The organism is Maribacter sedimenticola (genome assembly GCF_900188415.1).
In the GTDB taxonomy this organism is placed as follows: domain Bacteria; phylum Bacteroidota; class Bacteroidia; order Flavobacteriales; family Flavobacteriaceae; genus Maribacter; species Maribacter sedimenticola.
Map to the genome: position 1 here is coordinate 381,112 of NZ_FZNV01000001.1, position 22,655 is coordinate 403,766.

General features: G+C 37.9%; 27 protein-coding genes. 5 read left to right on the forward strand and 22 right to left on the reverse strand.

Going from position 1 to position 22,655, the window contains the following annotated elements:
• Positions 1–82 precede the first annotated feature (82 nt).
• Entirely contained in the window at positions 83–505 is a 423-nt protein-coding gene (locus tag CHB68_RS01610; protein ID WP_089258909.1) for a tellurite resistance TerB family protein, read from the forward strand.
• Between the two features lie 46 nt (positions 506–551).
• On the opposite strand, the gene fbp is transcribed toward CHB68_RS01610, so the two are convergent.
• Positions 552–1,562: a class 1 fructose-bisphosphatase gene (gene fbp, locus CHB68_RS01615; RefSeq protein ID WP_089258911.1), complete on the reverse strand. Its 1,011-nt coding sequence runs from the start codon at positions 1,560–1,562 to the stop codon at positions 552–554.
• Between the two features lie 108 nt (positions 1,563–1,670).
• On the opposite strand from fbp, the gene CHB68_RS01620 reads away from it, so the two are divergent.
• The 3 genes from CHB68_RS01620 to CHB68_RS01630 all read left to right on the forward strand — a co-directional run bounded on the left by CHB68_RS01620 (position 1,671) and on the right by CHB68_RS01630 (position 5,350).
• Positions 1,671–2,150: a GNAT family N-acetyltransferase gene (locus CHB68_RS01620; protein ID WP_089258913.1), complete on the forward strand. Its 480-nt coding sequence runs from the start codon at positions 1,671–1,673 to the stop codon at positions 2,148–2,150.
• A 42-nt stretch (positions 2,151–2,192) separates the two neighbouring features.
• On the forward strand, positions 2,193–3,440 hold the full coding sequence (locus CHB68_RS01625; protein WP_089258915.1) for an aspartate kinase: 1,248 nt from the start codon (positions 2,193–2,195) through the stop codon (positions 3,438–3,440).
• Between the two features lie 80 nt (positions 3,441–3,520).
• Positions 3,521–5,350 carry a GNAT family N-acyltransferase gene (locus CHB68_RS01630; protein WP_089258917.1) on the forward strand — a complete coding sequence of 610 codons (1,830 nt, stop codon included), beginning with the start codon at positions 3,521–3,523 and terminating at the stop codon, positions 5,348–5,350.
• A 1-nt stretch (position 5,351) separates the two neighbouring features.
• Here CHB68_RS01630 and CHB68_RS01635 read toward each other — a convergent pair whose 3' ends face one another.
• The 19 genes from CHB68_RS01635 to serS form a co-directional block, all read right to left on the reverse strand.
• The gene (locus tag CHB68_RS01635) at positions 5,352–5,852 is read right to left on the reverse strand and encodes a GNAT family N-acetyltransferase (protein WP_089258919.1); all 501 of its coding nucleotides are present in this window, start codon (positions 5,850–5,852) and stop codon (positions 5,352–5,354) included.
• Positions 5,853–5,863: 11 nt separating this feature from the next.
• Complete coding sequence (locus CHB68_RS01640; protein WP_089258921.1) at positions 5,864–6,352, reverse strand: DUF6428 family protein; 489 nt, start codon at positions 6,350–6,352, stop codon at positions 5,864–5,866.
• A 15-nt stretch (positions 6,353–6,367) separates the two neighbouring features.
• Positions 6,368–6,691, reverse strand: coding sequence for an ArsR/SmtB family transcription factor (locus CHB68_RS01645; protein ID WP_089258923.1), 324 nt, complete (start codon positions 6,689–6,691; stop codon positions 6,368–6,370).
• An 80-nt stretch (positions 6,692–6,771) separates the two neighbouring features.
• Complete coding sequence (locus tag CHB68_RS01650) at positions 6,772–7,218, reverse strand: NINE protein (protein WP_089258925.1); 447 nt, start codon at positions 7,216–7,218, stop codon at positions 6,772–6,774.
• A gap of 50 nt (positions 7,219–7,268) precedes the next feature.
• A complete protein-coding gene (locus tag CHB68_RS01655) occupies positions 7,269–7,655 on the reverse strand; it encodes a VOC family protein (protein ID WP_089258927.1) in 387 nt (128 codons plus the stop codon).
• Between the two features lie 22 nt (positions 7,656–7,677).
• Positions 7,678–8,133 (reverse strand): DUF1801 domain-containing protein, encoded by a 456-nt coding sequence (locus tag CHB68_RS01660; RefSeq protein WP_089258929.1) that lies wholly within the window; start codon positions 8,131–8,133, stop codon positions 7,678–7,680.
• Positions 8,134–8,205: 72 nt separating this feature from the next.
• On the reverse strand, positions 8,206–9,147 hold the full coding sequence (locus CHB68_RS01665) for a 2-hydroxyacid dehydrogenase (RefSeq protein ID WP_089258931.1): 942 nt from the start codon (positions 9,145–9,147) through the stop codon (positions 8,206–8,208).
• A 12-nt stretch (positions 9,148–9,159) separates the two neighbouring features.
• Positions 9,160–9,525, reverse strand: coding sequence for a cupin domain-containing protein (locus tag CHB68_RS01670; protein WP_089258933.1), 366 nt, complete (start codon positions 9,523–9,525; stop codon positions 9,160–9,162).
• Positions 9,526–9,583: 58 nt separating this feature from the next.
• Entirely contained in the window at positions 9,584–10,936 is a 1,353-nt protein-coding gene (mgtE, locus tag CHB68_RS01675) for a magnesium transporter (protein ID WP_089258935.1), read from the reverse strand.
• On the reverse strand, positions 10,923–11,789 hold the full coding sequence (rsmA, locus tag CHB68_RS01680) for a 16S rRNA (adenine(1518)-N(6)/adenine(1519)-N(6))-dimethyltransferase RsmA (protein WP_089258937.1): 867 nt from the start codon (positions 11,787–11,789) through the stop codon (positions 10,923–10,925). The genes mgtE and rsmA overlap by 14 nt, the downstream gene beginning before the upstream one ends.
• 20 nt (positions 11,790–11,809) lie before the next feature.
• Entirely contained in the window at positions 11,810–12,442 is a 633-nt protein-coding gene (locus CHB68_RS18815; RefSeq protein WP_089258939.1) for a DUF4286 family protein, read from the reverse strand.
• Between the two features lie 87 nt (positions 12,443–12,529).
• Positions 12,530–14,314 (reverse strand): tetratricopeptide repeat protein, encoded by a 1,785-nt coding sequence (locus CHB68_RS01690; RefSeq protein WP_089258941.1) that lies wholly within the window; start codon positions 14,312–14,314, stop codon positions 12,530–12,532.
• A 70-nt stretch (positions 14,315–14,384) separates the two neighbouring features.
• Positions 14,385–15,020, reverse strand: coding sequence for a DUF1801 domain-containing protein (locus CHB68_RS01695; RefSeq protein ID WP_089258943.1), 636 nt, complete (start codon positions 15,018–15,020; stop codon positions 14,385–14,387).
• A 20-nt stretch (positions 15,021–15,040) separates the two neighbouring features.
• The gene (locus CHB68_RS01700; protein WP_089258945.1) at positions 15,041–15,586 is read right to left on the reverse strand and encodes a pyridoxamine 5'-phosphate oxidase family protein; all 546 of its coding nucleotides are present in this window, start codon (positions 15,584–15,586) and stop codon (positions 15,041–15,043) included.
• A 107-nt stretch (positions 15,587–15,693) separates the two neighbouring features.
• A complete protein-coding gene (locus CHB68_RS01705; RefSeq protein ID WP_089258947.1) occupies positions 15,694–16,269 on the reverse strand; it encodes a DUF6515 family protein in 576 nt (191 codons plus the stop codon).
• Between the two features lie 164 nt (positions 16,270–16,433).
• Entirely contained in the window at positions 16,434–17,321 is an 888-nt protein-coding gene (locus CHB68_RS01710; protein ID WP_089258949.1) for a VOC family protein, read from the reverse strand.
• Between the two features lie 100 nt (positions 17,322–17,421).
• Positions 17,422–17,841 carry a DoxX family protein gene (locus CHB68_RS01715; protein ID WP_089258951.1) on the reverse strand — a complete coding sequence of 140 codons (420 nt, stop codon included), beginning with the start codon at positions 17,839–17,841 and terminating at the stop codon, positions 17,422–17,424.
• An 89-nt stretch (positions 17,842–17,930) separates the two neighbouring features.
• Positions 17,931–18,449, reverse strand: coding sequence for a Crp/Fnr family transcriptional regulator (locus tag CHB68_RS01720; protein ID WP_179213121.1), 519 nt, complete (start codon positions 18,447–18,449; stop codon positions 17,931–17,933).
• Between the two features lie 169 nt (positions 18,450–18,618).
• Positions 18,619–19,890 (reverse strand): serine--tRNA ligase, encoded by a 1,272-nt coding sequence (gene serS, locus CHB68_RS01725; RefSeq protein ID WP_089258955.1) that lies wholly within the window; start codon positions 19,888–19,890, stop codon positions 18,619–18,621.
• A gap of 79 nt (positions 19,891–19,969) precedes the next feature.
• Between serS and CHB68_RS01730 the strand changes: the two genes are divergently transcribed.
• Positions 19,970–20,353, forward strand: coding sequence for a VOC family protein (locus tag CHB68_RS01730; RefSeq protein WP_089258957.1), 384 nt, complete (start codon positions 19,970–19,972; stop codon positions 20,351–20,353).
• A 10-nt stretch (positions 20,354–20,363) separates the two neighbouring features.
• On the opposite strand, the gene CHB68_RS01735 is transcribed toward CHB68_RS01730, so the two are convergent.
• Complete coding sequence (locus tag CHB68_RS01735) at positions 20,364–21,680, reverse strand: HTTM domain-containing protein (protein ID WP_089258959.1); 1,317 nt, start codon at positions 21,678–21,680, stop codon at positions 20,364–20,366.
• A 1-nt stretch (position 21,681) separates the two neighbouring features.
• Positions 21,682–22,608, reverse strand: a complete 927-nt coding sequence (locus CHB68_RS01740; protein ID WP_089258961.1) for a bifunctional riboflavin kinase/FAD synthetase — start codon at positions 22,606–22,608, stop codon at positions 21,682–21,684.
• Positions 22,609–22,655 lie beyond the last annotated feature (47 nt).

Here is a 22,655-nt window from a genome sequence, read left to right on the forward strand (position 1 = left end):
TTTACAGGTAAACAAAGTTGTGGACAATGTAAACTATGACCTCTAAAAAATTTATATTTGCTCAATAATTAAAAATTACGATATGTCTTTTGCAGATTTATATACTAGTGGTGAGCACAGAAGAAATTTGGCCCATTTTGCCGCATTGGCAACATTGGCATCCATTGACGGAGAAATAAGTGCCGAGGAAAAAGCCTTGTTAGACCGTTTTGCAAGTAAATTGGATATTACTAAGGCGGAATATGAAGAGGTTCTTAAAAAAGAGAACAAGTATCCTATAGATTCTACTCCGGATTCTGAGAAAAGGCTTGAGCGTTTATATGACCTGTTCAGAATAATTTATTCTGATCATGCCATTGATGACGAAGAAATGATATTGATAAAGAAGTATGCTATTGGACTAGGGTTTACTGGTGAAAAAGCTGATAAAGTCATTGAGCGTTCTATAGCAATATTTGGCGGAAAAATAGATTTTGAAGATTATCTATATCTGCTAAAGCACTAAATATGTGCGGTTAAAATATAAAAAAGGGAGCGTTACGCTCCCTTTTTTAATGGTATTTATTTAAAAATTCCTGAAGTTTTTCAACCATTTTCCTGCTACCGCAGAAAAACGGCACACGTTGGTGCAACTCGGTCGGTTCTATGTCCATAATACGGGTTTTCCCCCCAATGGCCAGGCCATTGGCCTGCTCCGCAAGAAAGGCCATAGGATTGCATTCATAGAGCAATCTTAGTTTGCCACTTTCCGTAACACTGCTTTTAGGATACATATAAATGCCTCCTTTGATCATATTTCTATGAAAATCAGATACCAATGAACCTATGTATCTTGAAGTGTAGGGTCGGTCACCCTCTTCCATTTGACAATATTTTATATAATCCTTTACGCCTTGATGAAAATGGACGTAATTTCCTTCGTTGACCGAATAGATTTTACCTTCTTCTGGAAATTGCATGTTAGGGTGGGAAAGGTAAAAGGTACCCAAGGCCGGGTTTAAGGTAAACCCGTTAACCCCATCACCTGTAGTATATACCAGCATGGTAGATGTACCATATACCACGTACCCTGCAGCAACCTGCTTATTTCCGGGTTGTAAAAAATCTTCTATGGTTACCGGTGTTCCTACCGGTGTAACCCGTCGGTAAATGGAAAAGATCGTACCTACCGAAACGTTTACGTCTATATTGGACGAACCGTCCAGGGGATCAATCAGAACTATATATTTGTTCTGGTTATTTTTGTCATTACTGTTAATACTGATGAAACTATCCTCTTCTTCAGATGCAATACCACAGACAATTTCCCTATTGCGCAACGTCTGTATAAACTTGTCGTTTGCAAATAGATCTAGTTTTTGCTGGTCTTCACCTTGTATATTGGTTTCACCAACTCCACCTAATATATCTATTAACCCCGCCTTACTAACCTCATGGTTTACAACTTTTGCCGCTAGTCTAATAGCGTTGATCAATTTTGATAATTCGCCTGAGGAATATTGAAATGAATCTTGATTTTCAATGATAAACTCTCCAAGTGTTTGGTTTGTTTTAGGTGCCATGCTTTAGTTTATAGTTATTTACAAATATCCGATATTTTGTTAAACGTTCAATTTAGATTTTAATTTCATTTTTTAAATTTATAACTTTGTGTTTTATTTGTAACAATTATGGAATATACAATTCGAGAGGGACAACCAAAAGACATGAAACAGGTTTTGAACTTAATTCATGAGCTGGCTTCTTTTGAAAAGGAAGCACATGCGGTTGAGCTTAGTTTAGAGGATTTACAAAGAGATGGTTTTGAAGATAACCTTTTTCATTGTTTTGTTGCGGAAAAGGAAGATAAAATTGTAGGAATGGCATTGGTTTATCCAAGGTATTCTACGTGGAAGGGACCGGTCATTCATTTAGAAGACCTCATTGTGACCAAAGAAATGCGCGGAAGCGGCTTGGGAACCTCCCTATTGAACGAAGTTGTAAAATACGGTAATGACCTAGGTGTTAAGAGGATCAGTTGGGAAGTATTGGATTGGAACGAGCCCGCCATTGGTTTTTATGAAAGTAAGGGCGCAAACGTAATGCGCGATTGGGATGTGGTTCAATTAGATGAAGCGGGAATAAAAAATTACTTGAGCGCTATTGCTTAGGAATCATATTGATTAAATAAGATTTTAAATATAAAATATACTATGAGGGTTTTTAAATTTGGGGGAGCGTCCGTTAAAGATGCAAATGCCGTTAGAAATGTAGTAAAGGTTTTGAAAGAAGTAGGATATGACAATACATTATTGGTTGTATCCGCTATGGGTAAGACCACCAATGCAATGGAAGACATAATCAATGCCTATTTTCAGGACAAGAACGATATCCCTTCCAAAGTAGCGGAGTTGGTAGACTATCATCACGAAATAGTATCGGAACTATTTCCTAATGCACAGCATCCGATCTATAACGAAATAAAAATCTTAATTGATGAAATCAATGGTTTTTTGGTATGGAATAAATCTCCCAATTACAATTTTGTCTATGACCAGGTAGTGGGTTATGGGGAATTGATTTCCACGACCATCATAAGTGCTTATTTAAAGGAAATAGGCATTGCCAATAATTGGTTGGATGTGCGCAATTTTATTAAGACCGATAGTGTGTATAGGGATACAACCGTTAATTGGGAGCGTACACAGGAAAATGTTACTAAAATCGATAAAAAGGTATTGAACATTACACAGGGTTTCTTAGGTAGTGATGACAATAATTTTACCACCACCTTGGGCCGGGAAGGTTCTGACTATACTGCGGCAATCTTGGCGTATTGCCTTAATGCGGATTCCGTCACCATTTGGAAAGATGTACCTGGCGTATTGAATGCCGATCCCAGGTATTTCAAAGAGACCCAACTGCTAAACAATATTTCTTACAGAGAGGCTATTGAGCTTGCCTTTTACGGGGCTTCTGTTATACACCCAAAAACATTGCAGCCGTTACAGCGCAAGGAAATTCCCCTGCATGTAAAATCATTTATAAATCCTGTCAACAAAGGTACCACGGTAGGTAAAGGTGTGGGCATTGAACCAAAAGTACCTTGTTTTATCGTTAAAAAGAATCAAGTATTGATGAAATTGTCTTCTTTGGATTTTTCATTTATCGTAGAAGATAGTATCAGTGAGCTTTTCAAATTATTCCATGAGCACAAGATAAAAGTTGACCTGATCCAAAATTCTGCCATTAGTTTTTCTGTATGTGTAGACAATAAATTTGGTGGCTTGGAAAAATTATTACAACAATTGCGGAGCAAGTTTAAGGTTGCATATCATGAAAATGTTTCATTGTACACCATACGCCACTTTGATACCAAGGCCTTGGAAACCTTACAGAACGGACATGAATTGCTTTTAGAACAACGTGGTACGGAAACCGTACAGCTTGTGGTTAAATAACCCTAAGTTGCAACATGGGTTTTTAAAGAAGTACCCTTCTGCTATTTTCCTATATTTACGATCTAAATGAGGAAGAGAATATGGGTCTAGTAACCGCTAAAGAAATAGCCAAGGCGATCAACCTTACCAAATATGGTGTTTTAGGAACATTTATTGGTTGGGTGTTAATGAAAGTTACCCGTATATCAAGTATCAACAAGTTTTATGATAGCATTGCGCATTTGGATGGCGAGGCTTATGCAAATGCTATTTTAGAACATTTTGAAATTGATTACGAAATACCGGAGGAAGATTATAAACGCCTACCAAAAGAAGGACCTTATGTGACCATTAGCAACCACCCATTGGGTGCTATAGATGGTATCTTACTTTTTAAACTAATGGTAAGGCAAAGGCCCGATTTTAAGATAATGGCCAATTTTTTATTGCAGCGTATGGTGCCTATTGAGCCCTATATTCTTCCGGTAAACCCATTTACGGAACACAGGGAGGCCAAGAGCAGTGTAGCCGGTTTTAAGAACACTTTACAACATTTAAGAAACGGTCATGTACTTGGTGTTTTTCCTGCCGGCGAAGTATCTACCATCAAGGACGGTAAACTTATTGTGGACAAACCATGGGAAGAAGCGGTTTTGAAATTGATACGTAAGGCAGAAGTTCCCGTAGTTCCAATTTATTTTCATGCCCGCAATAGTTCCTTGTTCTATCGTATTTCCAAATTTGGCGATTCTCTGCGTACCGCCATGATACCTTCCCAAGTTTTTACCCAGAACAATAGGCCTATAAAAGTAAGAATTGGTCAGCCTATATCCGTGGCAACACAAAAGGAGCAGCAAAGTTTGGTAGAGTATACGGAACTTTTACGCCGTAAGACCTATATACTATCCAATGCGTACGAAAAGGAACGTTTGATCGATCAGATACCAACTTCACTAAAGTTGCCCAAGCAGCCCAAAAAAATAGCTTCCGCAGTACGCAAGGAGGTTATGGAAGGTGAAATTGATAAACTTAGGGAGAAAGATTGCCGTCTTCTTCAAAGTAAAAATTACGAAGTATTCTTGGCCAAGGAAAAGGATATGCCTTTTATCCTAAAGGAAATAGGTAGACAGCGCGAAGTGACCTTTAGGGCAATAGGCGAGGGGACCAACAAGGCCATTGACCTAGATACGTTCGATACGTATTATCATCATCTGTTTTTATGGGATAATGATGTAAAATGTATTGTTGGGGCCTACCGTATGGGAATGGGCTCGGAAATATTTCCAAAGTATGGAATAGACGGATTTTATCTGCAAGATCTTTTTAGGGTAGAGCCAGAATTGTATGATATGATGAAGGATTCCATTGAGATGGGAAGGGCCTACATTACAAAGGAATATCAACAAAAACCAATGCCCTTATTTTTGTTGTGGAAAGGTATTGTGCATACCACTTTAAGATTTCCTGAGCACAAATACCTTATTGGTGGGGTAAGTATCAGTAATCAGTTTTCTAACTTCTCCAAATCATTAATGATCGAATTTATGAAATCTAATTATTGGGATCCCTATGTAGCCCAATACATTAGGCCCAAAAAAGAGTTCAAGGTAAAACTAAAAGATGCGGACAAAGAGTTCGTGTTTGATGAAACACAGGCCGATCTTAACAAGTTTGATCGTTTAATCGATGAGGTGGAGCCCGGCAGCTTACGTTTGCCCGTACTTATAAAGAAGTATATCAAACAAAACGCGAAAGTGGTGGCGTTTAACGTTGATCCCTTATTCAATAATTCTGTAGACGGATTAATGTACATTAAAATTTCAGATTTACCCGAGAGTACCGTAAAACCGGTTATGGAAGAATTTCAGGCAGAACTTGAACGTAGGTTGCAAGAGGCACAAAATCCTGATATTGATAGTGAAAACGTGTAGTTTAATCTACGCCAATTACCTTGCTTCTTCTTTCAAAAAGTACATTGTCCATCCATATACCTTTTAATTTACCTACCCGCTCGCGTACTCCTATTTCTCTAAAACCAACAGCCTTATGTACTTTTATGCTAGCAATGTTTGTTGGAAATACACCAGATTGTAAGGTCCATATACCTTCCTTCTCGCTCGCTTGGATCAAATGCGACAATAATTGCTTGCCAATACCTTTTCCCCTGCTAGATTGGGATATATAGATGCTTACCTCCGCTACGCCTCCATATACACATCTGCTGGAAACAGGGGATAGTGCGGCCCATCCTAAAATTTTAGATCGGTTTAAGGCTACCAACCTACAGATTTCCATATGGGCCCTGTCCCATACTTCATAGGATGGAATTTCAGTTTCAAAGGTAGCTACACCTGTAGCGATACCTTCAGCGTAAATGTCAGCTACAGATTCCCAATCTGTAGCTGACATAGGTCTTATCGTTGGTTTTGCCATCACTATTTATTTTAACAACATCCACTGCCAGGAGCACATGCCGTTTCCGTGGTCTGTTCAGAAGTCTCTGGAACCCCACAAGTTTCTTTTGCCTTACAATCTGTCTTTTCTACACCCAAATGTACAATTAAACTGTCTTCCTTGATTTGGTGTGACAATACATATAATTGGGCCGTATGGAAAGTAGCATTGCTATATTCAAATTTGACCTCTACCTCTTTTTCCATAGGCTTTATTTTATCAACCTTGTTCAAAATACCCAAGGCTTTGTAAGCGGACATGTATTCTCTTTTTCCTAGTTCTGATGGACTTTCCCATAATTGAATTATGGTTTCTTTCCATGCATCTGTACCCGCACCACAATCCACAGATTCAATACTAATATTTTTGACCTCTGTAATGTGATAATTTGTCCCTACTAAAGCGCCTGGTTTATATTCAAAAACTAAGGCTTTATTTGAATTTTGCTTTAAAAGATTTAAAAATTCCGATGTTTTCATGATAAATGATTTTTATTAGCAACAATTGTTTTTAGTGGTATTAAAAAAGGAATTGACCAAAGATTGGATTTCTGCCCAACGCGCTAGATCAATACAGTAGCATACTTTTTTACCCTCAATTTCCCCTTTGATCAGATTAATGCTTTTTAATTCTTTAAGGTGTTGGGATATTGTTGGTTGGGCCAAGCCGATCTCATCTACAATATCATTGCAGATGCAAGACTCTTGTTGGCTTATATATTGTAATATGGCAATTCTAGCGGGATTGGATAGAACCTTGAAAACTATAGCCAGTTCATTCTGTCTTGTATTGAAAATTTGTGTTTTGGTAACTCCCATTGTAATATTTGTATATTGCAATATTACGATAATAAATGGTATAAAAAAAGCCGAGCTGTATTTTACTCGGCTTTATATGGTTAGAACCAAGGTTTTCTACCTACTTGGTAAGTGTTATAAAACTCTTCGTCTGATTTTGTCAAGTAGATAATTCCTTCAATTAGGCCAATTACCGATGGTATCCATATAAATAATAGTCCAATTGCTAGACAAGATAATACCCATGCAGCAATAGATACACCTAATAAGATGAAACCTTCTTTTTGATATCCTAATATAAATTTATGAACCCCTAACGAACCTAGTAGTATTGCTAGGATTCCAGCTAAAACCTTCTTGTTTTCGCCTCCGGCACCACTAAAGGCTTCTTTGGCACCTGCCGTAAATTCATCAGCGGTTCTTTTTGCATTTTCACTAAATTCGTTTGCCGTTTCTTTGGCTTCATTTGAAAAATCCTTTGCAGATTCTTTGGCGTTGTCAAAAGCATCCTCTGCTTTATCTCCGAAGTCTTTATTGTTTTCTGACATGGTTATAATTGTTGGTTATTATTGTTATAAATGTAAAGAAATATTAATGATTACAAAAATGCTGTATCAATTGGTTCCCAGAGCTCTAATTTATTACCGTCCGGGTCTAATATCCAACCAAATTTACCATACTCATATTCCTCAATTTTACCTACAACAGTAACCCCTTCAGACTTTAATACCTCAAGTAATTCCACTAAATTTTCTACCCTAAAGTTCATCATAAAGCTAGATTTACTGGGTGAAAAATAGGTTGTATCCTGTGGCATAGGGCTCCACTGTGTGGAACAATCGTTTCCTTCCTTGTCCTTCCACCAAAATGTGCAACCAAATTGGTCCGTATTTAATCCTAAATGAGTGTTATACCAGTCCTTGATTTTATTTGGGTCATTGGTCTTATAAAAAAAGCCACCTAAGCCGGTTACTCTATTCTTCATAGTATGTACTTTTTAGTTATTGTTATTTTTTAATATGCTGTTCATATATCTCAATCCATGATTCGGCACTCATTTTTGTACATAACTCCCCTATAAGTTGGTAAGGAATGTCGTCTATTTTTTTAAAGCGGATGCAACTCTTACCCATATCCAGTTTTTGAGCCGTGTGCTTTGGGTATTCTTGGACGAACCAAGACATTAAACCATTGTCCGCATATATACCGGAGTGATATAGGGCTATATAATTCTTCTGTGACGCCAAATTAATAAAAGGTAAGGGCAATGCTGGATTAACATGATAACCTGATGGGTAGACAGCGTGGGGAACCACATAACCTAACATGCCGTAACTAAGCTGTTCTTCAAAAGTACTGGGTAAATTTTTACGTATGGTAGCCCGTAGTTGTTCAATTACCTTTTTGCGTTCCACTGGAAGTTGATTTATATAATCTTCTGGTGTACTTGCGGCAAATTTCATGGTTAGTGCATTTAAATCAAAAGTAATATATGCTAGCCATAGTAAGTTATGAAAATTAATTGATGGATATGCTTAGCAAAATTTATTTTTAATTTTATCCACGACAGTCTGTGCAAGTTTTATTTTGCTTTCAACGGTCCAACCTGCTACGTGGGGAGATAATATTACATTATCGGCTTTGATCAGATATTCAAATGCATCTGGTAATTGGTCATCCGTAAACATATGTTCAAAAGATGCTTTTTCATATTCCAGAACATCTAGACCGGCGCCTAATATTTTTCCGGACTTTAAAGCCGCTACCAAGTCTTGGGTATCAATGCATTTTCCCCTAGCGGTATTAATGATCCAAAAGGATTTTTTAAATTTTTCTATGAATTCTGTACGGAACATGCCAATGGTATCTTCGGTCTGTGGTACATGAAGACTAATGACATCTACACGATCTTGGAATTCCATTATGCCTACTTGCCTTGCATGTTCATCTTCTACGCCACCCTTTATATCATAACATATGACTTCCTCAACATCAAAACCTTTTAGTTTTTTAGCAAAGGCCTTTCCCATATTGCCATAGCCGATTATACCTACAACTTTTCCTTCCAATTCTAACCCTCTATTACCTTCCCGGTCCCATTTTCCGCTTCTTACTTCATGGTCCGCTTTGTTCAGTTTATTGAAAAGTGATAGTAACATACCTAGCGCATGTTCCCCCACTGCATTTCTATTGCCTTCTGGTGCAGCGGCCAAAAAAACGCCCAAGGATTTTGCATACTGTGTGTCTATATTCTCTAGTCCTGCCCCAAGTCTACCAATAAATTTTAGATTTTTAGCCTTATCCAAAAAATCCGCGTCAATGGAAAACCTGCTTCTAATTATAATTCCGTCGTAATGGGATATCCTTGTTGCTATCTCTTCTTTCGTGGAAGTATAATCCTCATGGTTCTCAAAGCCAAGTTCAGAAAATTGTTCTATAATTAATGGGTGGTTTATATCTACGTGCAATACTTTCATGTTCTCTGGGAATTATATTTTGGGGTAGTTCGTTTTGGATATTACATGTGTTGTTGCGCCTGTATGCTGCGTGCTTAATTTTTCAAATAAGAGCACATGTACAATTTCGCCGTTTTTGGTCATTGGGCAATGTTCCGTTCCTTTTGGCACAATAATGACCTCACCTTCCTCTACAACTTCTGTACGGTCGCGAAACTGCATGTACAATGTTCCTTTTTGTACATGAAAGAGTTCATCCTCGTATTCATGGGCATGCCAGACAAATTCTCCTTTTACTTTTGCCAATAATACGTGCATATCATCAACAATACCTATTTGGTGGGGATGCCAAAATGAATCTACATGTTCAAACTTATCGTTAAGATTAATTTTTTTCATTTGTCAACCAATATTGTATTTCTACGACTTACATCCTTCTAAGCCTCTTTGTCAAATACTAAATTCCAAGTATAAGTTTGGCAATGGAGAAGTAGATTAAAATACCAAATATATCATTGCTCGTAGTAATAAAAGGCCCCGTAGCAATTGCAGGGTCTATGCCACGTTTGTCCAAAAACAACGGAACAAAGGTTCCTATAAAGCCCGCAACGACAATTACCGCAATCAGGGAAATAGAAATGGCCAATGATGTGGGGAAATCCCCTTTCCATATCCAAGTAAAAATCAATAATAAACACGAAAGAATAAAACCGTTCAATAAAGCCAATAACATTTCTTTGATCAACCGATCACTTATACTGCCTTTAATGTCATCGTTGGCCAAGCCCTGTACGATAATTGCGCTAGACTGTACACCTACATTACCGGCCATTGCCGCTATGAGCGGGGTAAATAGAAACAAGACGGTGTATTCACGAAACATTTCCTCAAAACCACCCATAATGACAGCTGCCGCAGCACCCCCAAACAGGCCTAAAATTAACCATGGCAATCGTGCCCTGGTAAGTTCCCAAATACTTGCATCTGCCTCTACACCTTGGGATATACCGGCGGCCATTTGATAATCTCGCTCAGCCTCTTCCTTTATTACGTCTACAATATCATCAATGGTAATACGGCCTACTAATCTTCCTATCTCATCTATTACCGGTATGGCTTCAAGGTCATATTTGCTCATAATACGAGCTACTTCCTCTGGGTCTTCGTTTACGTTTACAGAATCTACATTTTTGATGAACACATCCTTGATATGTGTCTTTGTGGAAGTGGTCAACAAATCCTTTAAGGATAATCTACCCTTTAACTTATCTTCATCATCAACCACATAAATGGAATGTACACGGGTAACATTTTCTGCTTGGGCCCTCATCTCCTTAACGCAAGTAAGCACATTCCAATTCTCATTTACTTTTACGAGCTCTTTTGCCATAAGTCCGCCGGCAGAATTTTCAGCATACCGCAAAAGGTCTACAATATCCTTGGCATGTTCCCGGTCTTCTATTTTAGAGATTACTTCCTGGACCTGTTCTTTTGGAAGTTCACCAATAATATCTGCAGCATCATCCGTGTCAAGTTCACCAAGTTCACTGGCAATTTCCTTAGAAGATAGGTTTCGTAGAATAGCTTCTCGGACATCTTCATCCAGCTCGGTAAGAATATCGGAAGTTTTATCACTATCCAATAACTTGATCAAATAGGTAGCCTCATCATCATCCAATTCATTAATGATTTCGGCAATATCAGCATAATGAACGTCTAGAAATAGCGTATTTAATTCAGCATCATTTCTGTTTTCAATGAGCTGTTCTATATTATGTACAAGTTCTTCTGTTAGTTTAAAGGGTGTCATCTGCTATCTTCTTCGTCAAGGCTATAAAATCTACGACCGATAGTTGTTCTGGTCGTTGGTCAAATATAGTATCTTCTTTGAGATTATCTGAAAGTGTAAAGGTTTTTAAACTATTGCGCAAGGTCTTTCTACGCTGGTTAAAAGCGGTTTTGACGACTCTTTTGAATAATTGTTCGTCGCAAGGAAGTTGGTAATTGGTTTTTCTTACCATACGTAAAACTCCGGACTGCACTTTTGGTGGGGGGTCAAACACCTCTGGTGGTACCGTAAAAAGATATTCCGTATCATAATATGCTTGTGCCAGTACAGAGAGTATGCCATAAGTTTTACTGCCTTCCTGTGCGCAAATACGTTCTGCCACTTCTTTTTGGAACATTCCTGAAAATTCAGGGACCAGGTCACGATGTTCCAACATTTTAAAAACTATTTGGGTAGATATATTGTAAGGGAAGTTTCCTGTAATTCCAAAAGGTTGGTTGTTGAACAGCTCGTTAAGGTCATAATTTAAGAAATCTGCCTCTATTACTTTAAAAGAACCCTTGCCCTGCAATACGGCAAAATGTTCCATTGGAAACGTTTCATTTAGATATTTGATAGATTCCGCATCCAAATCCATGGCAACAAGATCAATATCCCTGTTCAATAGATATTTGGTCAAAACCCCTGTACCCGGACCAATTTCAATTACGTTTCTGTACTCCTTTTGTAAAAGGGTGTCTGCAATTGACTTTGCAATTGCCTCATCTATTAAAAAATGTTGGCCTAAATGTTTTTTTGCTTTTACGGGACCTTTATCCTGGTGCTTTTTTGGAGCATACCTGTCATTCTTGTTTTTTTTTCTTTTTGTCCCCATATTATGCGTTTAAATGCTCCTTATTTGGAAATATATACCCATGCATTTCTGCCGGAGCCAAGTTCTATCTGTATGCGCTTGTACGCCTCACCCTCATATTCGTCAGCTTTTTGTAATTCTTGGTGGGTCAATGAATATACCTGTCCTTTGATAATATCTTTGACATTACCGGTATGTTGCAGGGTTGGATATAGTCCGGCTACTTTTTTTTCAGAAACTACATATTGTGCAAGTTCATCCTCAAAACCTGTTAACGCCCTTGAGAAAACGCCTAGCTGTATATCCTGTTCCTGTAGCGTACCATAGGTGAACAATAAATGAGTGGCCGTAGCCCGTTGCACAAAATATTCATCTACGACTTCCAATTCTGTTTTGAAAGAAACCAGTTTCCCCGCAAATTTCTTTTCTATTTGTGCTATCAAGCGCGGAGCATCTTCATTATAATACCTTTCTAAGGTGGCTTTATCCTTAACGGAATATTGAATGGAGTAGGTTTCTCCGCCCATATCTTCCTCTACCAAAACTTTAGTGAACTTTGCACTTAGAAATTTTCCTGTGGACAATACTTCCGGTATATGAACCTGCTTCATCCATTGCAACCATTCTGTATGGTAAGCTTCTTCTATATTGGTAGTAATATTATAAATAAACATGTTGGCGTACAGGTTGAGATTTAACAATTTTGACAACTGCAAAGTTAAATTAAGTAGTTGCCATTTTTAGACTAATTCTGTAAACTTTTAGTTAATGGCGTCTCCCCTGAGAATTCTAAAATTCTTTCTGGCTTGAGGAAAGTAGTAACTATCTTGGTAGTTGTAGATGATTTGCTCATAATGTTCCCTGGCCTTTATATTGTCCTTGAACTCTTTTCTATAAAGTTCGGCCAAGGCAAAATGCGCATCGTCAGCCAATATTCCCTTATTATAAAAGGTGATAATTTTTTGATAGTTGAACTGCGCCTCCTCATATTTTTTTTTCGTTTCCAGTAACTGAGCTTGTTTAAACAAAGCATCGTCCTCAATTTTTTCACCTTTGTGGTTTTCAAGGATGTCATTCAAGGCCGTAATAGCTTCCGTTGTTTTGTTTTGATAGGCAAGAAAATCTGCCCGCGCATATTTTTTCAAGGCGGTCTGGGTAGAGTCTTCCAAGGAATTGTCGGAAATTAACAGACTTAACTGCATGGCATCATTGGCAATTAACTGGGATGTTGAGCCGCGTAGTACTTTTAATTGGGTAAGGGCCCAGTCAAAATCTCCTTTATAGAAGCTGGTTTGGGCTACTTTATATCTGGCATCCTGCCCTAAAACATCATTTTTTAGTTTTTGTTGAATTTGGGAAAAATAGATCAGTGCTTCATTAAATTTTTTATCGAATACCAATATGTCTCCCAATGCTAATTTAATATAGGCGGTACCCCTGGTGTTCAAAGGAAGGTCTAAACTATTTTTCAATAGGGTTTCCGCTGGTTTGGGGTCGTTTTTTTTAAAGGTCAGAAATTTTGCATAGGCTACCTGAAGTTGCAGTGTCTGCGGTCTGTAGCCATATTTATCTATTAGGGTTTCGTATGTATTTTGAACATTGTCAAGATTGACCTTAGAATCATTCAACGCTATATCTATAAGATGTAATTCTGCGTTCAGTTGCGTAACCTCGTCATTGGTATTGTCAATGATAAACTCAAAGATATCTTTTGCTACATCAAAATCCTGTTCTTCCAAAGCCTGTTCTCCCAAACCTTCCATTCTCATGGTTGAATTACCATCAATACGTTTGTAAATTGCTTTTTCCTGTCTAAACGCACTGCCAAACTGTTTTTGTTGAACAAATAACCAACTCAGCAACTCGTTCCAAAGAATATTCGGATTTTTTTGAGCCCTATCCAAGAGTACTTTTTTAAAGGAAATATTGTTGGGGTCCTCTGCATTCTCAGATATAAAATCATCAATACTTCTAAGGATATTTGATTTGGATGTTTTTCCTTCACTTACCAAATTCAAATAGGCATTGTACATATCCTCTATTTTGCCCTGTTCACCATAAATACGTGCCAATTGATAATTGTAATCCAAGCCCGGGTTTAATTGCATGGCTTTTTTAAAAGCCTGTATGGCCAAGTCCAATAAGCTGTAGTTTTGAAACCGCAATCCTATGGCGTAACCATAATTAGGGTTCTTTTGTATAATATTAAGTGCCTTGTCATAGTAAATGGTTGCCTCTTTCCCTAATTCTTGCAAGGCATAGTTATAGCCCAGATCAACTAAAAGCGTGGGATAGGGATTTCTCTCATTCAACCTATTCCTTAGGAAATCACCGGCATCTATATAACGCTCTAATTGTTGGTAGCAAGAAACCAGATCCTGTGCGTACTCTGTTCTACGTGGATTTTTCTCTACCAATTTTTCATAGAATACGACCGCCTTTTCAAAATCACCATCGGCAAAATATTGTTTTGCCAAAAAATCATCTTGGGACCATGCCATGCCCATCATGGCGAAAAAGGCTATGAAAAAAAATATTTTTCGCATATTCAAAGATACATAGAATGTACAAAGTTCAATTTATAAGGCTGATGACAACTAAACAAACCTACTAATTTTAAAGTTGTTTGTGGGAACCATCACAATTTGGCATTCGTTTGGAAAGACCGCAGGTACAATCGTTTAATCCTTTTCCATTTAGTATTCGCTGTGTGTTTTTGGAAATTCTATTGCTGCGGGTATTGGATTGTTTAGGTTGTGAAAAATGTAATAAATAACCTTTTTGGCGCCCAGGGGTAAGGCTGTTGAACGCAGTTTCCAAATTGGGGTCTTCGGAAAATTTTTGGGTAAGTTCCTTGGGAACGGGATAGTCCGTCACTTTCTTCACCTGAACCTTTTTTCCAGATTCCTCATTTTGTGCGGCTTCCAGGATATAATCCTTGATCGTTTGCCGTAGCGTTTGTATTTCTCCAACATGTGTAAATCTGATTTGGCGACCAGATTGTGTATGTTGGGTTTGTTGAATCAAGAGGTTGTTAGGGTCTTTAAGAAGTGCCCCTTTATAAAATAAGATGGCACAATATTCTTTAAACCCATGCAGTAGCACAATGTTCTTGTTTTTATAAGTATAACAAGGATGTTTCCATTTGAACGCTTCCGTTAGGCCACACTCAAGAATTATTGCTCTTAGCTCCCTGAGCTCTGATTGCCACTTATTTATACCATCTAGATAATCATCTACCTCTTTAATCATGTGTTTAGGGGGGTATTACATTAATCGGACATTATATTAGTTTCAAAACCGTCAATACTTTGGGTGTTTTTATTTTTCCAATACGCTTCAATATTTTTGCTTCCTTGTTTGCTTGCCCAATCATTTAAAGTAGTTCTTTCTTCTTTATAATCCATGTAGGGTACAGCAAATCCGCAAGAAGTCTGAACAAGTTCTACATGCATTTCAATTATTTGCCTGGCCCCAATATTTTTTGGAAAGAGTTTTTCGTATTTCATAAACTGATTATCCCGTTTATGATAAATCTCTGCTTTTCCATAAAGGCGTAGTATCATAGGTTTTCCTTCAAAAGCGCAGAACATGATGGTCATTCTTTTATTCTTAAGTAAATGGGCGGCAGTTTCATTTCCACTACCGGTCAAGTTTAGCCATACAATGGTATTGGCATCTATAACCCTAAATGAATCTGTTCCTTTTGGAGATACATTTACGCTACCTGTAGCGGCAGCCGTACCTACAAAGAATATTTTTTGTTGCTCAATGAACTGTTGTAGTTGAGGCGTAATACTGTCCAGTTGCTTGCCCATAGGTATTGTTAATTTCTAAGAAGTTAGATGAAGTAAATAACCAAGGTAATAAAAACGGCTTTAATCCAAAATGAACTAAAGCCGTTATTAACTGAATGAATGTATGTTTATTGATCCACAAAACCAACCACCTCATAGGCCCTAGTTCCATTTATTTGGATAGCTTCATAAAGTACATTTGAAAATTCATAATATGTATACCCATCTATTTCCACACGTTCGTAGCCATCTGGCAACTCTTGGATTACCGTTCCTATTTCTGGATCAACAACTTCATATTGATCATTAATTGGGGCATAATAAACACCATTGGCCCAATAATAGGTTCTAGACGGTCTATTTATTCTAATAAAGCCAGCTGGCAACGTTTGTATTCTAAAGCCAACTTTTGGGGCTATTACAATATATCTTCCACCAGAATAGGTGTAAAATCTATTTCCCGAATAGTAATAATTGTTGCCCCTGTGTACAATTGTTGTTCTTTTGGGTAACGTTCTAACCGCTACAATCTTTTTTTTAGGTTTTTTATATACTACACGGCTACTTGGTATACGTGGATTATCTTTTTTGATAATTACGGTCTTACCGGTTCGTCTTGAATTTTGCGCATATGTCTTTTCTGAAAACGAAACCAGCATAATGAGCGCTAAAATAATTGGAATACTATTTAATGTTGTTTTCATAATACATGGTTTTATAATGCTTGTATGACCATGTTTTTTCTAGATGGTTTAATTTTTAAGTAAACTTTAATAGGTTTGGCAAGATTCTATAAGTAATGTCTAGCCGTTTAAAATCACCATGCTTTATAGATGTCATAATTCTTCCGGAACAATTACCCCTTACATTAATTAATACCAATACATATTTTGTTGCCGGTAGGATCAACGACCCTATAGCCGTTGATGGTTTTTTCATACCAGTTTATACTATGTAATGCTTGCTCTAATTTTTCTTTAGCTGTATAATATAGTTGAAAATGGTTTAAGCCGGCATTTTCACTGGGAGCCAATGGTCTGTTGCTACCGTGCCACGAATTTAGGGCTATCCTATGTTGGTAATCTGCACCATCCCCTAAATCCGCAAACATGTATTGGGGCAAATTGTTGGCTTCGGTATAGCCTAATTTTTTGTAAAACCTATTGGATTTTTGAACATTGTTGGCATATAAATGAATATGTCCAATATAGGTGTCAGAAGCAATAAATCTATGAAGGTCATTGACTTGCAATGCGGACATTACTTCATCTAGATTTAATCTTTCCGATGCTGATCGTATTACGCCATCTGTACCCTCCATCCAAATTCCACCTTCGCTGATCACTCTTTTTAAGCGTTCTGGGGTTTCTAAGGTAAATTCTATGGTAATTCCATCCGGGTCTTCTAGATAGATGGATTTAGATGCGGTATGGTCGGTAGGGGAGTACGGATATTTTTTAATGTTCAGTCTATGTACCATACTTGCAAATTCAGCTTCATTGGGTGCATGAACCGCAAAATGATATAAACCGCTGTACCCTTTTTGAAATGGAAATTTGGCCTTTTCATGAACTACGACCAATGTTCTTTTCTCCGTACCAAATTCAGCAATATTCTTGTTGGTCCCCCTAAGTTGCATACCTACTATTTCTGTCCAAAAATAGGTAGACCTCTCAAGGTCAATATTGTTGATATGTACCGGGCCAAACGTAGCAAGTTTATTTTTTGGATTGCCTCCGCCGTTAGTTCTCTGCATTGAATTGGTCAATTAAAATTTACATCCATATATTAAAATCAATGCACCGAAAATTTTTATATGTCCATTTCCGATGCATCATTTACAATATTCAATGATATTATTGTTGGTGTGCCTTAGGCAAAATGAGTGCTTTTTTACTTCTGCCCCAAGCAATAAAAAGTGCAATGCCCATAATGATTATATTCATGCCAATTGCTGAAAATTCTCCTCTTGAAGCATGAAAAATTGCGGCCAAGATCATAACCGCGGCAAGACCTAGTGCCGCCCATACGGTCAAGTAAGGTTTAAAACGAAAAATGGATGGAATTAATAAACCCAATCCGCCCAACAATTCGCTAATACCTATAAAGCGCACCAGCGCTTGCGGTGTTGAGGTTACCCATGGTAATGATTCCGCAAGTGCCTCAATAGGTTGTGAAGCTTTCATAAGTCCTGCCATAATAAACATTGCGGCCAATAATCCTTGTGCAATCCATAATATTATATGCATTGCTTTGTTCTTTTTTTGGTCTGTCATTTCTTTACGTATTTATAAAATTACTATGCAGCAAAGTTGTACTACTATGCGCAAATGAAAAATAAGATACCTTAAGAAATTACTATAGGTTATTTATGTGCAATCTTACGACGAATATCACTCAGATATTCCGGTGTAACACCTATATATGAGGCAATTAATTTTAGCGGTAGGCGCTGAACTAAAGTGGGGTAGGTTTCGGTAAAATCAATATATCGCTGTTCAGCAGTTGCGCTTAATAAACCTATTATACGTTTGTTCGATGCTATTAAATTATTCCTGAACTTAATTGCCATTTCGGTGATATCTTCCTCGTCAAAATTTGTAATGTCCGAATATTCCGATCTGGATAGCACAAAAATCTCTGATTCTTCTATGGCCTCTATTCCTACTTGGGAGGGAACTTGATTGGTAAAACTATCCAAATCCGTAATTAGCCAATCTTCTGGCGCAAATTGCATGATATGTTCTTTGCCGGAACTATCAATGGCATAACTTTTAAGACATCCACTTTTAACAAAATAGCCATATTTGGCAATTTCTCCTTGCTTTAAAAGGATTTGCCCTTTTTCAACGGTTTCAAGGTTATTTAAATCTATACTCTTCACGCTGTGTATTTAGGATACCAAATTGACCGTAATAGATACATTAACATATGGGTTAAAAATGAAAACCATATCTCACTGAATATAACAAGAATGGAAAAAATATTCCAGCATCACCTAATAAATGCTTTCTAAAGATACTAAATGATATATGGTATGAACGGTAGTTACCCTAGTCTATCATGTCAAAACCGCAATACGGTACCAAAACTTCTGGAATTTTAATTCCTTCCGGAGTCTGATAATTTTCTAGGATACCTGCCAATACGCGTGGTAGGGCCAAAGAACTACCGTTTAATGTATGGGCCAGCTGACTTTTTCCGTTTTCGTCCTTAAATCTTAACTTGAGCCTATTGGCTTGGTACGTTTCAAAGTTGGATACAGAACTTATTTCCAACCAACGGTCCTGCGCGGTGGAGAACACTTCAAAATCAAAGGTCAATGCAGAGGTGAAACCAAGGTCCCCTCCACATAGGCGAAGAATTCTATACGGGAGTTTCAACGCTCTCAGTATACCCTTTACGTGTTCAACCATACCATCCAAAGCCTTATATGAATTGGTGGGGTGTTCTACACGTACAATTTCAACCTTATCAAACTGATGTAGTCTGTTCAGGCCCCTAACATGTGCCCCGTAACTACCTGCTTCTCTCCTAAAACAAGGGGTATAGCCCGTGTAGGTGATTGGAAAATCATCTTGGTTTAAGATGACGTCCCTAAAAATATTGGTAACGGGCACCTCTGCCGTAGGAATCAAATATAGGTCATCTGCTGTTACATGGTACATTTGACCTTCCTTGTCCGGCAACTGTCCTGTACCATAACCGGAAAGCTCGTTCACTAAATGTGGCACCTGTATTTCTGTATAACCGGCTTCAGTATTCTTGTCCAAAAAATAGGCGATCAAAGCACGTTGCAATCGTGCGCCTTTTCCTTTGTATACCGGAAAACCCGCTCCTGCTATTTTTACCCCTAGTTCAAAATCAATAATGTCATATTTCTTTGCCAATTCCCAATGTGGCAAGGCAGTGGTATCCAATGCGGGAATGTCTCCTTCTTTAAATACCTCTTCATTGTCCTCTTCACTTGACCCCTTGCGCACAGATGTATGCGGGGTATTGGGAATTTGATATAATAAACTTTGTAATTCATCTGCCGCTAGGCTCAATTCTTCTCCCAATTGTTTGGACTCTTCCTTTAGTGTACCCGTACGCTCCTTTAGTGCATTTGCTTCTTGAGCCTTACCGGTCTTGTACAGAGCACCTATTTCTTTGGAAATTTTGTTGGATTCTGCCAATACATTATCCAATTTCGTTTGTGCCGTACGTCTTTTTTCATCAAGTTGAAGCAGATTGTCCAACATTGGTCTGGCGTCAATATTCCTCTTTTCCAAGGCAAGGATAATTTCATCTTTATTATCCCTTATGGTCTGTAATTGTAACATTTTAGGTCGTATTTGAGTGCAAATTTACGTTAATCTTCTATTTAAATTGGATACTTTTAATCCCTAAACTTTCATTACTATGATTTTTGAACACTTCGCAATAAATGTAAAGGATATTAACGGGGTTGTTGATTGGTATTGCAGCCATTTGGGACTGACAATAGATAATCAGCAAAAGGAAGCTCCGTTTATGACGTTTCTGGCAGATAGTACCGGTAGGGTAGTGGTTGAGTTCTACACTCGGGAAGATGAATTGGCAGAGGATTTTAGCAATAGGCATCCCTTGACATTTCACGTGGCTTTTGTTTCCGGGAACGCAGAGGAAGATAAACAACGTTTGCTGCTTGCCGGAGCAAGCTTTTTTGAAGAGGTCTTTAAGGATGACGGTAGCCATTTGGTCATGTTGCGCGATCCTTGGGGTTTGCCGCTTCAGCTTTGTCAGCGTACGGTCAAGTTTCCTTGATCTGGTTTAATTATGGGTTGGATGGAAGAATCCAAGTGTGATGCTTAAAGGGTTTCCAGCGCTCCTTGGCCAAATTGGTCTTGGGGTCTATAAATGGTTTATAGGGCTTACCGTTTATACTTATTTCCGAATTTTTTAAAAATATGGCAACGTCTTTATTATCCTTCTTGAAATTGTTTTTGATATACTGGGCAAATTGCCAAGCAAAATCCGGATATGAATAAACCTTGCGCAGTTGTGCCTTGGTCAAGTAATTTTTTGGGTCAATCCGGTATATCTCATTGGTGTGCTCGTCTATGGCCATAAAATTGCCTTTTCCAGTACGGCTCCTCAGCATCATCCTCCAGCTCATACGATGTCCTTCTTCTGTCCACAATACATCATCTTCAATAATATAATGTCTTACCGGTAACAGTACCTGGAACAGAAAATATAGACCCGCGACCATTAATAGGCCGTTTCTGTAATTTGGAGAGGATAAAACGGTTGGTACGTAAGGTGTTTTGGATTTAAAAAATATAGACCTTATGGTTTCTGGGTCAAAAAAGAATACACTGAACGCCAAGGCCAAGTAAGGAAAAATACCTATCTGGAAAACAATAGAATTAAATAGGTGAAAAAAGATGGATAATATAAAGGCTGTTTTTCGGGTTTTTTTATAAAGTAAGGCGGGGATGATCAGAAGGTCAAATACAATTCCTGCTACGCCTATAATTTTGTGCACCCACAATTGTTGTAGCAATTCACCAACTAACCAATAATCTTTCCTTGGCTGCATCAATACCTTGATCATGCTAAAATCTAGCCAGTCGCCATACATTTTTGCAATGGAAGCATAGGTGTATACGATAAGCAATTGTAAAACAATAAACCACTTAACATAAGCGAACATTGAATTGGCTTCAAGAGTTGGATTCAATTTTACATCCACAGATCTACTTCTATGCGCTGGAAAAAAACACATGAGTAAAGAAATAAGGATAAGCAAATAATAATGGTTGTTGTAAGCTGTTTTTTGCATTAGATAAGTGGCAGACCACATAAAGGTAAAAGCAATCATGCTTACTCTGTATTTTAGCCCTAGGGCAATACAAATGCCCAAAATGCCCATAATGACAAAATAATAGTACATGCCATTTCCCGGTATGGGGTGTAACCATTCAAAATCTATAAAGGGAAAAAAATGGGTGGGGTCTATTAAATTTCTTTTTACCCATCCAGTAGCAATGGCCCCAAAACTTTCCAATGAAATAAGGATTCCAAAAAAAATACGGAAGATGATCAAGGGGCTATTATCCATACGTTGAAACAATACCCTGTTCAGCATTTTATTTCCGAATAAGTTGTATGGAACGTTCTTTGTCCTTTGCCAATTGTAACTTAAGGGCATCTACAGATTCAAACTTATGTTCGTCCCTTAAACGGGCCAAAATATCCACTTGAATTTTTTTATCGTAGAGATCGGCATTGAAATCGAAAAAATTAATTTCTATGGACTTTGATGTGCCGTTTACGGTTGGATTGTATCCAATGTTCATCATGCCATAGACCGTTTTTCCCATTAAGGTGCTCTTAACGGTATATGCTCCGTTTTTTGGTATAAGTTTATAATTTTCCGCAATCGTAAGATTTGCTGTGGGAAAACCCAATTGTCTTCCAATACCTTTTCCCTTGGAGATCGTGCCGGTCAGCATATACTCATATCCTAAGTAATTGTTGGCCGTGGTAATATCGCCCTCTTCCAACGCTTTACGTATTTTGGTAGAGCTCACGGAAACATCATCTATTTCTTGTGCAGGTATTTCATCTACTGTAAAATCCAGAGCATTGCCAAATGCTATCAAATCGGTAATGTTGGCCGTTCTGTTTCTTCCAAATCTGTGGTCATAACCAATAATGACTCTCTTTGTGTTCAAGGTGTTTACCAATATATCCCGTACAAATTCCGTTGCGGTAAGTCTAGAGAAATCCTTGGTAAACGGATGAATGATCAACACATCAAGACCCAAACGTTCCAAGATCATTATTTTTTCATCTATGGTGTTCAAAAGTTTGATATCCGCATCTTTTTGTAAAACCATTCTTGGATGTGGAAAAAAAGTGAGTACGGACGATTTTAATTCCGTAGGCTTGGCATGGTTTATGATTTTATCCAGTATTTTACGATGACCAATATGTACCCCGTCAAATGTACCAATGGTAATGACCGTGGGATGTTTTTCATGATATGTGGAAATGTTGCGAACTGTAATCACCTATGATAGAAAATAAAAAGACTTATATTTGATTCTGAGATAAAAGC